Raw genomic sequence first — 14739 nt, 5'->3', positions numbered from 1 at the left:
GGCTGACTAATGGCTCACGAAGTCGTTTTGACCGAGACGTTAGTCGAAACGCTGGAACAGTTCGAGACCGATGACGCCGAGCGGATCATCAGCAAGCTGGAGGACATCGGCGACTTCCCGGACCACTTTCTCGACCGGTTGAAGAACCATCCCGGCTACAAGCTTCGCGTCGGCGACTTTCGCGTACTGATCGATTGGGATAAGGACAACGAGGTGGTCTACGCCATCGACGCCTTCGAGCGGAAGAAGGAGTACCGCGAACTCGGCAAGTACCGAGAAGTGTGGGGGAGCTGGAGAGACGACCAGTAGGAGGTCAATGCCGTTGATGGTCGCGAGCGGTCTCGCAGCCGTCCTCACCCGCAGTGAGCAGACCCGGGCCACAGGTTCGCGTTCGCACCATCCCGCCATCGAGTCCTCCCACAAACACACCGATGTCAATGAATAATCAATATTTATGCCGGGCGGATTGGTGGTCTGTCCCATGAATCTCCGTGACGCCACGTACGTCGGGAAGGCGTGCGCGTACGTGACGCGGTCGACTGGGGAGGTGTTAGTGTTCGAGGGACCGGGCCACGAGACCCTTCAGATCCCCAAGGGCACGATCGAGTCCGGCGAACGACCGCGGGAGGCACTCCACCGCGAAGTGCGGGAGGAAACCGGGCTGACGGAGCTCGCGGCCATCACCCCGGTCGCAACCGACGTCTGGACACGCCGCCAGGACCCGCCGAAGCGCTACGTCCGCCACTTTTTCCACGCTCACGTTTCGGAACCCCGCGACGCCTGGAACCACGTCGTCCACGATGGGGGTGCCGAACACGGCGCCACGTTCGAGTTGCAGTGGATGGACCCCACAGCCATCGACACCCTTGCGCTCGATCTCGATGCGTACCTCCACGCGCTCCCGACCGCGGAGCCTGCAAACCGTACTGAAACCGCGGACGAACCGTCGGCCGCGTCGGACTAGCCACCTCCCCCAGCGTTGGTGACGCTACCGGGATCCTCGTCGACATGCGCCCGCCACTCCGGCCCATGAGTGGTGTGCTGCTCGTCGATGACTAGCCACACCCCTCACAGACTCTATGGACCGCGGTCGTCGCTATGAGGCCAGCCGAGCCTGTCTAGCTCGAGATATACTCGGTCACTTGAGTGGCTACATCGTTGGTGCGGTCGTCGACCAGAGCGGTCAGATAGCGGTCGACGTCAGCAGCACTGGTGAGAGTTACAAGCGGCCAGGGGAGAACGTGGCTTCGCTCTCAGAGTGGATCGCCCTCGTAGTCGTCATCACGAAGTGTGAGTGCCTCCTCGTGGTAGGTCTTCGTGGAGATCAGCGCAGTAATGAGTTGTACTCCGTGGTTCGGGAACTGCGGAGTTCCCAGAACGAGCAGCGGGCGGCCTTTCCCTGAGAGGGGATCACTCGCCCACACGATATCCCCGCGTTCCAAGTCCGCGAACGCAGTCACTGGACCTGCTCCATCTCGTCGGTCTGGAGTTCCTCGAGATGCTCCTCACCGTACTGGTCATCCGCAGTCTCGTGATGGTGGTGCAGTCGGTAGGCAGAGTGGAGCCGTTCCTCATCATCCGTGATCGCCCAATACGGGCGCTTGTGTCGCACGAGGCCGCGCTCCTTCAACCGCGAAAGGATCGCACTGACAGCATCCGTATCCAACCCGAGTCGCTCGGCAATCGTTGCGGCCTTCCACGCGCGGTCGTCGTGGTCGTCGAGGAACAGCACGATCCGCTCGGTATCGGTCCGCTCCTCGAACTCGTCGGCATCGGCTTCCTCGAACTCATCGATATCGATGGTCCCGCTTGACATAGACTAGTGTTGGTACTGTTGGAACATAGCTATTTGGTCTGTTTGGAAATTGGGTTGGGATTTTCACGTCTCATCTTGCACCAAAAACAAGGTCTGATCTCGCAAGTTGAACGTGTACGTTCCCGAGTGGAACCGCAGGATCTGCCTTCGCCTGCTGGAGTGGTCTCTGCTGCGGCTTGGGATCACCCAGAATGCTTCTGCAGTTCCTGATACCGCGCTCGAAGCGTGACGGGCGTCACGTTGGCTGCCGCCGCGATGTCCGCCTGAAACAACCCGCCACCGCGCTCCTCACTCGCGAGGTACAGACAGCCGGCCGCGACGCCCGAGGGCGACCGGCCGCTCAGGATCCCCGTCTCACGGGCGACGTCCGCGAGGGCGACTGCCCGCGACCGGACCGCGGGCGGCACGTCGAGCGCCGTGAACAGCCGCGGGAGAATGTCGCCCGGCGAGATCGGCCGACTCGCGATCTCGAGCTCCACGTTGAGCACGCGGTAGCCGAGCAGGACTTTCTCGCGGGGACACCGCGCCACGTCCGCGACCTCCTCGATCGTCCGCAGGACGCCGTCGGTCCGACACGCGCCGTACACGCTCCCGGCCGCAAACGCCTCGATGGAGCGCCCCGTGAGCAGGTCCGCACGCTGTGCCTGCCGGAAGAGCTGACTCGCACGCTCACGCAGCCCCTGTGAGAGATCGAGTGCGCTCACCAGGCGCGCGATCTCGACGCAGCCGATCGCGAGGTTTCGCTCCCGTTTTGACTGGTACCGCGCGCGACTGTGTCGCGTCCGCAACCGCGCCATCTGCCGCTGCTTCCGACCGGAGAGCGTGTTCCCGTTCGCGTCCCGGTCGATCCCGATCTCGGTCGACAGCCCGCGGTCGTGCCGCGCGGGCGTGACTGCCCCACCGGTTCGCGCCGCGCTCTCCGACCGCTCCTCGAACTCCCGCCACTCCGGTCCGTGGTCGATCGGTGACGCCTCGAGCACGAGCCCGCAGTCGTCACACACGGTTTCGTGGCCCGTCGTCGTGACGCGGCCGCCGCAGTCCGGACAGCCGGGCTGGTCATCGCGCTGTGGCTCCTCGTCGAACGTTCGGTCGTAGGGCTGTTTCGAGCGCATCGGGTGTACGTGGCGACCCTTCTGGATCGCCCCGCACCCTCTCAGGGGCCAACAACCCCCGCGCGGAGTACCGATCAGCGAGTGTCGCATGCTGCTGCTCACCGCTTGCGGGCTACGCGACTATAACTCAATCAGCCAAGTACAGAACATCTCGCGTTTCTGCCCGCAAACATCCATTTGAACCAAGTACTCACGGCCAACAACACTCCAAAGTTCGGCTGATTGCCGCACCGAAGGCCATCTGGGTCGCGGCCGGTCGCGGAGCACAACCGCGGGGCATGCCTGTGGCTCATCTCAAAAAAGGAGAGACACAGACGAAATGGATGGGGTACTTGGTTGAAACCGCAGCGAGGAGGAAGTCCTACTCCGTCGCGAGTTCGTCGTAGATCGCCTCGTGCTCGTCGAGGTCTTGGCGTCCGAGGAACCGGATGAGATACTGCCGTGCCTCCTCAGAGGACATTTCATCGGGAAACTCGGGCTGCTCACTTTCAGCGGCCATACTTATTGCTCACTATGGGTGTCAATACGTGACAGCCAAATGGAAATAGTTCATCGTTCTCCACTCGCTTCCCACTCCGGACGTGGTGTCGGGGATGGGAGTTCGTCAACCGCGGTTCGAAGTTCGTCCTCTGTCGTCCACGGGAAGCATCGATCGTGGAGTTCGAATTTACGGAACTTGTTGAGATGGACCCAACTGTACGTTGCTGGCTCTTCGCCCTCATCTGCCCGGTCGTCGATCACATCCCAAACCTCCTGTTCGTCGATGTCAAGACCGTTCTCTTGGGCGCGATCAACAAGCGAAGTAACCTTTGCTTGGACTCCATCCGCCGACACATCGTCTGCAAACGCGATTTCGAGGGCGGCCTGAATGACGTGCTGTGTCGAGTCAAGGTTATCGTCAGTCACCCAGGCGTAATCACGTGGGAACACGTACGACTTGGCGAAATACGGCGGGTCATCGATCTCGCCCAATTCAGGGGCCTCCCCACCACTTTCCTTCTCGAAGACGCCGACGATGTAGTCGCTGTATGTCGCGAGCAACGAAAACATGATATCGAACGTATTGAGCCGATCAGTGGGGAGTTCGAGAAGATCACCCATAATGAATGGATAGGCGCCGAGCTGCTTCGTGAGTTCGTTCTGGACGGCGCGAAGTCGGCGAAGATAGGGGTCACGATAACTCCCTAGGATAAAATACGATGTCCGCTGACTCCACAGATACGGCAGCTCCCGCTGCGTGAACCGCCAGATCTCGCGTTTCTCCGCTGGTTCAAGTTCGATGTCCCCAACCGCCTCGTGAACGACGGTCATAATGTCCCCAGCTTCCGGCGGAGGGCTTGGATCGGTCATGAGGTGCCGGTTCAAACCGTCGCACCTTATCTCTTCTGAACTACTTTGGTTTTTCTCGGATTAACCAACTTGGACTATCCTAACTATTATAGCGTCCCTCCTCGTACCATCGCATATGAGCGAAACCGACACTGGCACGGCCGATTCAGGGCCGTTCGCGGAACAGCAGCGGCTGTTCAAGCTGCTGTCCCAGGATACGCGCCATCTCATTATCCAGGAGCTGCTGGGCCATCCCACCCATCTGATGTCGCTCGCCGAATTCGAGTATATGACCGGAAAGAGTCAGGCAGCCATCAAAGATCAGCTGGAGACGTTGATCGATGCCGGGCTCCTCGCACGCTATACGTACGAACCGAGCGAAGGGAAACGTGATCTCCCCTCTCAGTTCTACGGGTTTACAGAGCGGGGTGTTGAGGTCCTTCACGACTATAAGTATCTCCGTGGGCTTCCGGTCGCGCGCGCCCTCTACGAGAACACGCGGAAGACCGAAAAAATCGAACGTCACGAATCGGCTCCCCGACCGGCACTTTCGGACGATATCGCGGACGCACTCGAATTTGACGAGCCCGATCTCGACGCCGTTGCTGATTAACTCTTCACGGTTTCGAGGAGGTCAATGACCTTCTCTGCCGTTCGACTGATTCGCTTAAGTCGGTCGCGAACGACGTCCGGATCGTCCGCCCCCCACGAGGCGAGGTAGAACGCTGACCCGCTCGTGTCGAGCCCGCAGTATCGCCCCCCAACGTACGCGACGGCCTCGGCCTCGACTTCGCGTTTCGACCGCTCGGTAGCGTCGTCGACATCGCAGTGGAGCAGCGCGTGCGCGTACTCGTGGATCACCGTCCGCGCAAGGTCGGCATCGTTCTCCCGATCGCGGACCTCGATACGCGGCCGCGTCTCGGCGAAACCCGACCGCTGGTAGATACCCCTCGCCTCACCGTGCGTCCACTCACCTTCCGGCACGATTCGAACCGTCACGTCAAGGTCGTCCGCGATCGCAGTGAGGTGGGCGACAAGGTCATCAGCTTCCCCCGTCGCTTCCGTGTCGAGTTCGGGAAGCGGCTCCCCATCGGTCTGAGAGACGTCAAACACCGGCGCCGGCGTGAACCCGACCAAACCCTCGGACCACTCTTCCGGTGGCGTCTCGTCGTACGCACAGTCGCTGTCCGCGTGGTAGCTCGGCGAGTTCTCGCACTCCGGGCACTGCTTCGTGATGATCGGCGCCCAGATCCAGATCGCCGACTCGCCCTCCCGGACGTGCCGGTCGAACTCCTCCTGCCACGTCCGGTAGCCCGCCACCCGGGTCGCCCCGGGACACTGCCGCTTGATCAGGAGCGTGTTCCGGTAGGAGTAGTCGTGGAAGCGACTCTGGATGTCGAGCCACTCTTGGAACTCTTCGCTGGCCTGCGCATCGTCGACGCCAGCGACGAGGTCGTCGATCCACTGTTCGATAGTGCTGTTCATCTCGTCGGATCGTGTGTCGGTCTGGTCGAAGGAGACCGACGAATCACTGGTCGTAGCCATTGTGTGCACCGAATCACGTTCACGGCGACTGCATCTGTTCAGACCGCGGCCGCACCCTTCGGGGGCGAAAAACACTCCGCGCGCTATCGGAGCTGATGTCGTTCGTCCTCGAAGCCGACCGTCACGAGATACTCGAGGAACGTGTCGAACAGCTCGCTGTCACTCGGTGTCCCGCTCGCGAGATGCTGCGTCCATTCGACGGCCCACTGGAAAGCGGGATCCGAGCCACCCTTGCCGTGGATGTACCACCAGCGGGCCGCTTTGAGAACTATCAGCGGGTTCGTTGGTGGCTGATCTTGTGCAAGATCGCGAGTGATCGACTCGATCTCCGGGGGCACGTCGCCCGGCTCAACGCTTGCTGTCTGTGCCTCCGCGATATCGACCGGAATGTCGTCGAGCGAGACATCGTTGGTTCGCTGTCGTTGACTCACGAAATTCACCTCTAGATGAGGACTCTCGATGAAGCCCTCGCCCTCTTCGGGGCACACAAACCCGGCTGCGGTGCGTTCACCAACGTATTTGGTCGTCTCAGGAAGCGGATCGAGTCTATCCGAATGGTACTGTGGAAACCGCCCAGCTTTCTCTCACGTATCGGGTCCGTGATATATCGTGCGAGCGCATACCCGCGTCTTTAGGCGCGGGTCAAGCGGACAATAGCGTACACTTCCACCGGCGATGGCATGGCTGGATTTTCTACCGTGTGCGGTAGTTTCAAGACACCACAGAATCATAGTGTGTCGTACGGATGAAGACCACACGGCACGCAACGTACAACCTCAACTACCACATAGTGTGGATACCGAAGTACCGCAAATCGGTACTCGTCGATGACGTTGCAACCCGTGTGCGAGACATCCTCCACGAAATAGCCGACGACAAGGGGTTGGAGATCATCGACCTCACTGTCCAACCCGACCACATCCACCTGTTCGTCAGTAGTCCACCGAAGCACGCTCCGTCGCTTCTTGCCAACTGGTTTAAGGGAATTAGCTCGCGGAAATACAACCACCGTCACGCCGACCACGACGGCGAGAAAATCAAGTGGGCACGCGGCTACTACGCAGGAACAGCGGGTCACGTTTCGAGTGAGACTGTCGAGAAATACATCCAGCGTCACGCGGAGGACGAACAGTGACCGAACTCACCGAGACGCTGGAACTGAAGCTCGTGGAGCCGAACGCCCACAAGCACCGCAAACTCTGTGGGACGAAACGAGCGTACCAAGACGCGCTCGAGGCCGCGTTCAACGCCAACTGTACCACACAGTCAACGGCCAACGACATAGTGGTCAACTATGACCTGAGTGGATACGCGAAGAATGCGATCAAGAAGTACGTCCCGCAACTCTGTGGCGGAAGCTACGACGCGAAAGAACTTCACAACGACCACCCTGTTCGGTTCACGAACGAAGGCCCGAAACTCGACCACAAGCCACAAAACGCAATTGAGTGGTACGTCAAAATCCCGCACCACGACGACTACCACCTCTGGTTGCCCGCACAACCGAACCCCGAACAACGGGAGTGGTTGGAAGCGTTGCAGGCGGGGGACGCGAAGATGGGTGAGTGTCGGCTATTCGACCGTGACGGCGAGTGGTACTTCCACATCGTCGCTACGCGAGACGTGGAGGAGCGAGAAACCAGTTCGGCGGAAACGCCGATTGGGGTAGATATCGGGGAAGCCTCTTTGGTAACGGTGTGTCACCGTGACAAGCGCGGCTCCCCGACTGCACCCAACCTCTGGAACGACGAAGGCAAGCGAGTCCGACAACTCCGTGAGACGTACTTCACGGCGACTCGACGCCTTCAGAAACGCGGAAGCGAACGTATCGCTGAGTCCTACGGCGACGAGTTGTGGCGACACATCGACCATATCCTTCACACAGTCACGTCGGAGGTCGTCACCTACGCCGAGCAATTCGAGAACCCCGTACTGGTTCTGGAAGACTTGACGCACATCCGTGAGAACATGGACTACGGCGCGTTCATGAATCGCCGCCTCCACGGATGGGGATTCGCCAAGATGCACGCGCAGATTCGCTACAAAGCGGCTGAGAAGGGGATTCGAGTGGAGACGGTGAATCCCGCCTACACCTCGAAGACGTGCCACTGTTGCGGAGAACAGGGCTACCGTCCGAAGCAGGCGACGTTCAAGTGTTCCAACTCGGGGTGTTGGGTTTCGGAGTACCAAGCAGACGTTAACGCCGCGCTCAATATTGCAGACCGCTACCTCAGCGGAGAGAGTCACTCAAGAGAATACACGAGTGGCGATGACTCGGCTGAGGAAGGGGGACGTTTGACCGTCCCACAAGACAGCCAAGCCGATGCTGACACCCAGGAAGAGACGCTTGGAACGAACGCGTCTTGAAACCTTAGGGCCGTGCTCGGCCTGAAATCCCATGGTGGGATTCCCGCGACTTTAGGCGCGGGAGGAGGTCAATCACGGGTACTTCACGACTCAGATCAGAGGACCTTCACCATGCACTGAACCAGCAGTGGGTGAGGGGACTGAGTGGATCCTCGCTACGCGTTCCGTCGGTGTGTCCGTCTCTTCCTCAACCTCAGCCCGGAGAGACGCCCACTAAGACCGCGGTCTGTCTCAAAGAGGCTAGTCTCCAAACAATCGGGAAAGGAATCCACCGGAGGCGTCCGTCTCTGACGTATCCTCCGTGGTGGCTGGCTGCTCGGTGTCTGTCTCGGTTTCGGCCGCTCCGTTCAGGAGGTCGGTGACAGAGTACCCGATCCACTCAGCGAATTCCTCAGGCGCACCGATGTAAACGCTCGTGGACGATTTCTCGGACATGAACCGCTTAGGCAGTCGCTTTTCGTAGTCGTACACCTCATACTCCTCGCGGTCGAAGTCAGCCGTGATAGCGTTCGGCTCGGATTCGAACGTAACACGGCCGCCTTGGATATCCCGCTGCCACTTCAACCGGCCCGTGTCGTATGTTTTCTCGGCAGGTTCAACAGCGGGGAAGTACTCGGGGTGCTCTCGACCCGCTTCGTTGTAGAAGTCGCGGACGATACGGCGGACGTCTTCGATAGTGCCGTTCCCGTCGGTCCACGGTTGCTCGGTAAGCATTCGACGAGCGACGTAGCTGAAGATCGGGTTCTGCCGTTCCAACACGTCTGATAGGTCTTCTTGTGCCTCGCGGAATCCTGGATCTTCCGGGTTCGAGGGGAAAGAGACATCCATACTCAAGATTTTCATTCGGTTCCGGAACTCGGACTTCGGGAGCGCATCGTTAGTTGTGAAGATGAGACACGGTTGATCGACGCTGGTGGGCGTCCAATCCCCCCAGTAGTTCCGGATCGGGCTCCATCGCTGGATCTTCTCCTTTTCCGCGTCGATGATGGCGTATGGGAAGCACGTGTCCCACTCGCGGACGCCACGGACTTCCTTGACACCGACATCGTCCGCATCCACACCGGAGATAACTGTGTTGTCGGACACGAGGCGCAGGATGTACTCGGTGAGTTTATCCTTTCCCGCGTCGCTTTTTCCCTCGATATACAGATGCTGCAGAACGTTGTCTAACGTCCGAGACGGCGATGACAACGCTTTCGCATATTGATTGGCGAACGGGGCCCAGAATCCATAGAGAAACGCCTCATACATCTGTGCCATCACCGCGGTCTCGGATTGGGTGTGACCGTGGTTCTCGACGGTTTCGATGTAATCTTCGATCGTTTCGAGACAGTGATCCAGGACTTCAGTGGTTGGCTCGTCGGTGGCCACGAGAATCATTTCGTCATCTTCGCCGATCACGACTTGCTCGGCTTCCGGAAGGACCGACATCGTCGGGATCGCTGTCGACTCCTTGACCTGGTTGTTGTACGCGCTCAATGGCGCAGTGATGCTGTGGTCCTCGACGGTCGCCCCGCGGTTCCGGAGTCCAGCTCCGAACTCATCGGCAGTATCCTTGTCAACTTTGCTGGTTCCCATCCGTATCTTTTCATCGGGGGCGCGAATTCGGGGACGGTCAAGCCCATCCGTGAGCCCCGTTTCATGCTCCGATTCAACGAGCCCAACATCCGGTGACTCGTCGTCGTCCGGATCGGCAGGTGATCCGTCTTCCTCTGTGGATCCGTTCGGTTTGATGACGTTGCGGTTGGCGTTCTCGGGTTCTTCGACGAACGCGACCGTCTCGTCAGCCTCCGCCGGGTCGTCGACGACGGTCGTGACTTGATCAGCGACATCTTTCAGGTCTTCAACGGCGTCCTGATTCAGCGCGGCCGTATCGCTCATCTCGAGGTCACCGGCACCGACCCAGTACTCGATACGGTTCTCCCGTTCCTCCGGTGAGTCAGCTTCTTCCAGCGCTTCGACAAGGCCTTCGAGGAGTGTCTGATCGCTGTATCCCTCTCGGTACTCATCGATGAAGCGTTCAAACTCCTCGTCCAATTCCGTCCCGAGATCGGTCGTGAAGACGGAGATCTGGTTCGTGTGATACTCCCAGGAGTTCCGCGAGAGGTTCGCCGACCCTTGGACGAGCTTTACCGTCTCGTCCGGCATGACGATGCGATAAATCTTCGAGTGAACGGTCTTCCGATTCTTCAGACGAACGGTGAGTCGGTTATCCTGTCGAAGTTGTACGAGAGACCTCGCCGTCGAGACCTCACTCACCTGATCGGCGTACTCTTCGGCGTTTCCAATGAGTACATCAAGCGAGCCGATATCGTATTCAGTCAACATCTTTACCATCAGCTCGGGTGTCTCTGAGTACGTCACGGCGTCCACGTGACGCGCACCCGCGAACAGATCGAGGAAATCCTCTCGCTCTTTCACCATCACCAGCCGGTATTTCGCAGCCCCTGACCCGTAGAACTCCGGCATATCCGCGAACCTATCGAACGAGATGTTCGCCGTCAGTTCATCCATAAACACGGCAACGGCTTGAAACGAATAAAACCGTGCCATGGAGCGGTAGTAGAATAACGGTAGGTGAGCGAGTGACATCGGCCGTGACGAGTATCGTTGTCGACTTCGCCGACACCCCTGTCGAGAATCGGGGAACTGACATGGAGTTCGCACATCTCCAGACGTTGCGATACGGGACGAGTTCTAGTCAGCTAAGTTTCGGAACCCAACGTCGGCTGAGTCTTTCAACAAGATCCCTACGCAAGGTGTGACACCTCTGATGGTTCCTCGATGTCGTCGAATTCGCCGCGTTCCACAGGTTTCCAGTCCTCACCTGGCTCCGGACTCCACCAGGCGACCTCGTAGGCGTCCGGTGCGCCGAAGAGCTTCACGCGTGCGGACCCATCAGGCAGGTCGCGACGCAGTTTTTCTTCGACGTGAAGATTCCAGGTTGTGGCTGTATCGAAGCAGGCGAGCACGGCCTCCTCGTAGCCGCGTGTCTCTAGGGGCTCTTGGAGTTCGACCTGAGTGTTGCAGTTCTTGCAGAACACCCCCTCGAAGGGGATGTGAGTGAAAACCTCCTGCCCGCAGACGGGGCACCAGAGGAACTCGAACAGTGCCTCATTGTGTCGTTCAAGTACTTCGAGGGTCATTGGTTGCCTAACCCGGCCGTACCGGGCCACCACCTCGTTCCCGGTCAAAAACAGCACTCACCGCTCACTACCGTTCAATGCCGTAGACGATGCCTGGGAGGGCTTCGCACCCACAGTCGTGGCAGTCCGATAACTTCGCCCGGTCTGCTGCCTTCTCGCCGATTCGGACATCGTCGTTCGGACACTCCGGACAGCGGAGGTCCGGTGCGGGCCGTTCACGGGGGTCATCACGGCTTTCGGCTACCCCGTGTGGGACAAAAATCTCCGCACGGAGGACAACACGTCACCTCACCCTGAAGTCGGGAACGCTGAACGTGAATGGCAGTTACTTGCCTGCCATCCAGTAGTATCAGCCAGAACGCGAGTCCACCGACAGCTCTCCCTTTAGATCGGAGAAGATGACTCAGACCGCTCCTGCAACTCCTGATACCGCGCCCGAAGCGTCACGGGCGTCACGTTGGCCACCTCCGCAATCGCTTCTTGGCGAAATCCGCCACCGTGCTCTTCGCTCGCGAGATAGAGGCACCCGGCCGCGACACCGGATGGGGATCGACCGCTTACCAACCCTTCCTCGCGGGCGCACTGTGCGAGGTCGGCTGCTCGCGAGCGGACCGCTGGTGATACGTCGAGTTCCGTGAACAGTCGCGGCAGGATGTCGCCCGGCGAGATGGGGCGACTCGCGATTCCGAGTTCCGTGTTGAGGACGCGGTAGCCGAGGAGGACCTTTCCGCGGTCGCAGCGGGCCACGTCCGCGATTTCCTCGATGGTGCGGAGGAGGCCGTCGGTCCGACACGCCCCATACACGCTGCCGGCCGCGAGCGCTTCGATGGAGCGTCCCTTGAGGAGATCTGCCTTCTGTGCCTTCCGGAAGAGGGTACTCGCGCGTTCACGAAGCTCCTGTGTGAGCTCGAGCGCGCTCACGAGGCGGGCGATCTCCGTGCAGGCGGTCGCGAGGTTTCGCTCGCGCTTCGAGCTGAACTGTGCCCGGCTGTGCCGCATCCGGAGCCGGGACATCTGCCGTTGCTTCCGTCCGGAGAGGGTGTTGCCGTTCGCGTCCCGTCTACTACCGATCTCCGTCGAGAGACCGCGGTCGTGTCGCGTCTGCGTGACCGGGGCGCCGGTTCGGGACTTGTTCTCCGTTCCGTCCTCGAAGTTCCGCCAGTCTGGACCGTGGTCGATCGGCGACGCATCGAGCACGAGTCCGCAGTCGTCACACACGGTTTCGTGTTCCGTCTTCGTGACGCGGCCGCCGCAATCTGGACAGTTTTGCTGATCGGATCCCTGTGCTTCCTCGTCGAACGTTCGGTCGGAGAGAGGTCTCGTCTGCATTGGGTATTCGCGGCGACCCGCGTGGGATCGCCCCGCACCCTCTCAGGGGCACACAAACCCACGCGGGTTAGCGGAGGAACCGCCCGTCCGGTGCCGGCACGGTCCCCGTTCGAACCTCGATGTCGACGCGTCGGAGGTGTTTGCAGCCGCCTTCGGGATCGCGGTGGCGTGCATCCGGACAGCTACACTGCTCGGCCGCGAGATCGACCTCGTAGGTGTTCCCGGTCGCACTCTCGACCAGGTAGCGTGGGCCCTGTTCGCCAAAGCGAACCTCGATCGCTTCCGACAGCGCACGTCGCGTTCGCGGCTCGTCGATCGAGTAGCCGCCATCCGTCACCGGATGTGGCCGCCGCTCGACCGGACAGGGCTCCCGGAACTCCTCGCGATGATTCCGCTCCTGGCCACACCGCCGACACCGCCAGTACGTCGTCGTGTAGGAGTACGGTGGCCCCTCGGTCAGCTCGATGTCGTAATCGGTCGGTTCGCGACCGGGGACCTGCTCCCTGACGCGGAGGAGCTCGTGATCGTTCTCGATGCACGGATCGGCCGTCGAGACCGCTTGCTGTCGCTCGCGGTCGGAGTGGTCTGTCGCCATGGGGTTGTTGCGGGCCGAGACGAGCGCGCCCGCACCCCTCAGGGCGGAAACAACCCCCCTCGTCGAGTGGCTGGCCGTCAGTCCCTCGATACAGGACTGTGGGGCACGTTCACGAGCAGTCTTGAGCAGCCGTCCGCGTACTCTCGCTAACTGACGGCCGAACAATTACATACACGCGATCGGAATGTGCTTTCGATGACAGACTACACCGAACTTTTCAAAATCACGTACAGCGGCACCGTTCGTGATCTCACCACACAGATCGCCGGCCTCACCGGCGTAACAAACGTATCCACCTCTGCAGGATCAAGCCAAACCGTCGACGAGACGCTTGCCTGCGACATCTCCTACGACACGTACGAAACCGACCGAGAGGAACTCTCCGCCCAAATCGAGACGATGGACGGCGTCACCGAAGTCGTCTTCGGCTAAACCACGCTGTCCTACTTCGGTGATGGAGGTGTTGCGTCGGAATGCAGGTTGCATCTTCGGTGACGGAGGTGTCTCCGTCAGCAGACCCAGCGATCGTGGTCTCCGCGGGCGTCAGTACGTTCGATATCGAGTCTCTGCTGGACCGACCTCGAATCGTCACTCTGAGGACGGCCGCGGATCGCCGCATAGTACAGCAGCTGGTGAGGGAAGCAGTACAAGGCTATTCTTCAGACGAGCCTCCAACTAACGCGAGGATGTCCCAAGATACGTCTCCGACGAGAGTGTCCGAACGGCAAGTTCACCGTCGTGAGTCGTCGGTTCGACGAGGAACTGTGGCACCTGCCGAAACGCATCGAGGATCTCACGGACATCGCCAGCCACGTCGTCACGACGACGAAGGGTGGATTCCGTGATAGTGCATCCGTCGTCCGGAGGACACAACGATCGGAACAGCGCCTCAAGCGTCCCCGAAGTACGAGCCGTGCCGCTGGCCTCAAGACTGTAGCGTTGCCCAGCCCTCGCTTCGAACTGGCGCCGGCCGATACACCAGGTCTCGTCGGCCTCCGGGCGGTACTCTACGACGACCGTCTCGTACGGTGATAGGACGCGTTCACCGAGTGCGTGGAGGATCCAGTCGTAGACCGCACGTGACACGCTCGTCGAGACCAGGTTCGAGCCACAGCCGGTGAGATTGATCGCTTCGAGCGCCTCCCGGTTCTCCGTGACGAACGTGGCCGCTCCCTCTCGCTCCTCACCAGCCACGTAGTAGACGGTTGTGAACGGACCCGTTGGAGTTGCGGGTGCCCTGCCGGGTGACCGGGACACGTCGATCGTCCGGACGTGCTGGCGCTCGTCCGGATCGAGGTTTCCGATCTTAACCCCCGTTTGGGGGCCCTCGGTGAGTACCTCGAACTCCTGCGTCATGGTCGAGGCGTTCACGGTGTATTCCTATGAAGGTAGTGACAGTGTCAGCGTCTACCGTGTATGGGTCTGGCTACATCTGTTTGTAACCGTGACCGGACCCAAACGCTGCCGCTACTCGGCTTGTGAGTGCGGTTGCGAAAAATG

Annotated in this window: 16 protein-coding genes and 2 pseudogenes; 6 read left to right on the top strand and 12 right to left on the bottom strand. The window is 60.2% G+C overall.

The features are described from left to right. The first annotated feature begins 9 nt into the window (after window positions 1–9). Window positions 10–309: a type II toxin-antitoxin system RelE family toxin gene (locus ACZ432_RS11430; protein ID WP_426962294.1), complete on the top strand. Its 300-nt coding sequence runs from the start codon at window positions 10–12 to the stop codon at window positions 307–309. 172 nt (window positions 310–481) lie between these two features. Beyond that, window positions 482–964, top strand: a complete 483-nt coding sequence (locus ACZ432_RS11425) for an NUDIX hydrolase (protein ID WP_426962295.1) — start codon at window positions 482–484, stop codon at window positions 962–964. 154 nt (window positions 965–1118) lie between these two features. Here the strand turns inward: ACZ432_RS11425 and ACZ432_RS11420 are convergent. The 4 genes and pseudogenes from ACZ432_RS11420 to ACZ432_RS11405 form a co-directional block, all read right to left on the bottom strand. Next, a pseudogene (locus ACZ432_RS11420) lies at window positions 1119–1460 on the bottom strand (type II toxin-antitoxin system PemK/MazF family toxin). Next, window positions 1457–1816 carry a MarR family transcriptional regulator gene (locus ACZ432_RS11415; RefSeq protein ID WP_426962296.1) on the bottom strand — a complete coding sequence of 120 codons (360 nt, stop codon included), beginning with the start codon at window positions 1814–1816 and terminating at the stop codon, window positions 1457–1459. The pseudogene ACZ432_RS11420 and the gene ACZ432_RS11415 overlap by 4 nt, the downstream one beginning before the upstream one ends. Window positions 1817–1998: 182 nt before the next feature. Continuing rightward, window positions 1999–2928, bottom strand: a complete 930-nt coding sequence (locus tag ACZ432_RS11410) for a transcription initiation factor IIB (RefSeq protein WP_426962297.1) — start codon at window positions 2926–2928, stop codon at window positions 1999–2001. 549 nt (window positions 2929–3477) lie between these two features. Beyond that, on the bottom strand, window positions 3478–4278 hold the full coding sequence (locus ACZ432_RS11405; RefSeq protein WP_426962298.1) for a hypothetical protein: 801 nt from the start codon (window positions 4276–4278) through the stop codon (window positions 3478–3480). A gap of 115 nt (window positions 4279–4393) precedes the next feature. Here ACZ432_RS11405 and ACZ432_RS11400 point away from each other — a divergent pair, with 115 nt between their 5' ends. Next, window positions 4394–4870, top strand: coding sequence for an ArsR family transcriptional regulator (locus tag ACZ432_RS11400; protein WP_426962299.1), 477 nt, complete (start codon window positions 4394–4396; stop codon window positions 4868–4870). On the opposite strand, the gene ACZ432_RS11395 is transcribed toward ACZ432_RS11400, so the two are convergent. After that, window positions 4867–5802: an ArdC-like ssDNA-binding domain-containing protein gene (locus ACZ432_RS11395; protein WP_426962414.1), complete on the bottom strand. Its 936-nt coding sequence runs from the start codon at window positions 5800–5802 to the stop codon at window positions 4867–4869. The two genes, ACZ432_RS11400 and ACZ432_RS11395, sit on opposite strands and share 4 nt — an antisense overlap. Window positions 5803–5885: 83 nt before the next feature. Then, entirely contained in the window at window positions 5886–6233 is a 348-nt protein-coding gene (locus tag ACZ432_RS11390; protein ID WP_426962300.1) for a hypothetical protein, read from the bottom strand. A 314-nt stretch (window positions 6234–6547) separates the two neighbouring features. On the opposite strand from ACZ432_RS11390, the gene tnpA reads away from it, so the two are divergent. Both tnpA and ACZ432_RS11380 read left to right on the top strand, forming a co-directional pair. Continuing rightward, a complete protein-coding gene (gene tnpA, locus ACZ432_RS11385) occupies window positions 6548–6937 on the top strand; it encodes an IS200/IS605 family transposase (protein ID WP_426962301.1) in 390 nt (129 codons plus the stop codon). Next, the gene (locus tag ACZ432_RS11380; RefSeq protein WP_426962302.1) at window positions 6934–8169 is read left to right on the top strand and encodes an RNA-guided endonuclease InsQ/TnpB family protein; all 1236 of its coding nucleotides are present in this window, start codon (window positions 6934–6936) and stop codon (window positions 8167–8169) included. Before tnpA ends, ACZ432_RS11380 begins: the two co-directional genes overlap by 4 nt. 240 nt (window positions 8170–8409) lie before the next feature. Here ACZ432_RS11380 and ACZ432_RS11375 read toward each other — a convergent pair whose 3' ends face one another. The 5 genes and pseudogenes from ACZ432_RS11375 to ACZ432_RS11355 all read right to left on the bottom strand — a co-directional run bounded on the left by ACZ432_RS11375 (window position 8410) and on the right by ACZ432_RS11355 (window position 13239). Then, window positions 8410–10683, bottom strand: a complete 2274-nt coding sequence (locus tag ACZ432_RS11375) for a phospholipase D-like domain-containing protein (protein WP_426962303.1) — start codon at window positions 10681–10683, stop codon at window positions 8410–8412. A 236-nt stretch (window positions 10684–10919) separates the two neighbouring features. Beyond that, window positions 10920–11315: a DUF7567 family protein gene (locus tag ACZ432_RS11370; RefSeq protein WP_426962304.1), complete on the bottom strand. Its 396-nt coding sequence runs from the start codon at window positions 11313–11315 to the stop codon at window positions 10920–10922. 67 nt (window positions 11316–11382) lie between these two features. Continuing rightward, window positions 11383–11547: pseudogene (locus ACZ432_RS11365) on the bottom strand (DUF7568 family protein); the annotation flags it as partial. 152 nt (window positions 11548–11699) lie between these two features. After that, window positions 11700–12644, bottom strand: a complete 945-nt coding sequence (locus ACZ432_RS11360; RefSeq protein ID WP_426962305.1) for a transcription initiation factor IIB — start codon at window positions 12642–12644, stop codon at window positions 11700–11702. Window positions 12645–12711: 67 nt separating this feature from the next. Then, window positions 12712–13239 (bottom strand): hypothetical protein, encoded by a 528-nt coding sequence (locus tag ACZ432_RS11355; protein WP_426962306.1) that lies wholly within the window; start codon window positions 13237–13239, stop codon window positions 12712–12714. 195 nt (window positions 13240–13434) lie between these two features. Here ACZ432_RS11355 and ACZ432_RS11350 point away from each other — a divergent pair, with 195 nt between their 5' ends. Continuing rightward, complete coding sequence (locus ACZ432_RS11350; RefSeq protein ID WP_426962307.1) at window positions 13435–13671, top strand: hypothetical protein; 237 nt, start codon at window positions 13435–13437, stop codon at window positions 13669–13671. Between the two features lie 243 nt (window positions 13672–13914). Here ACZ432_RS11350 and ACZ432_RS11345 read toward each other — a convergent pair whose 3' ends face one another. Continuing rightward, complete coding sequence (locus ACZ432_RS11345; RefSeq protein WP_426962308.1) at window positions 13915–14595, bottom strand: hypothetical protein; 681 nt, start codon at window positions 14593–14595, stop codon at window positions 13915–13917. Window positions 14596–14739 lie beyond the last annotated feature (144 nt).

Source organism: Haloparvum alkalitolerans, assembly GCF_055381565.1.
This window is presented reverse-complemented; position numbering and strand designations above follow the sequence as displayed.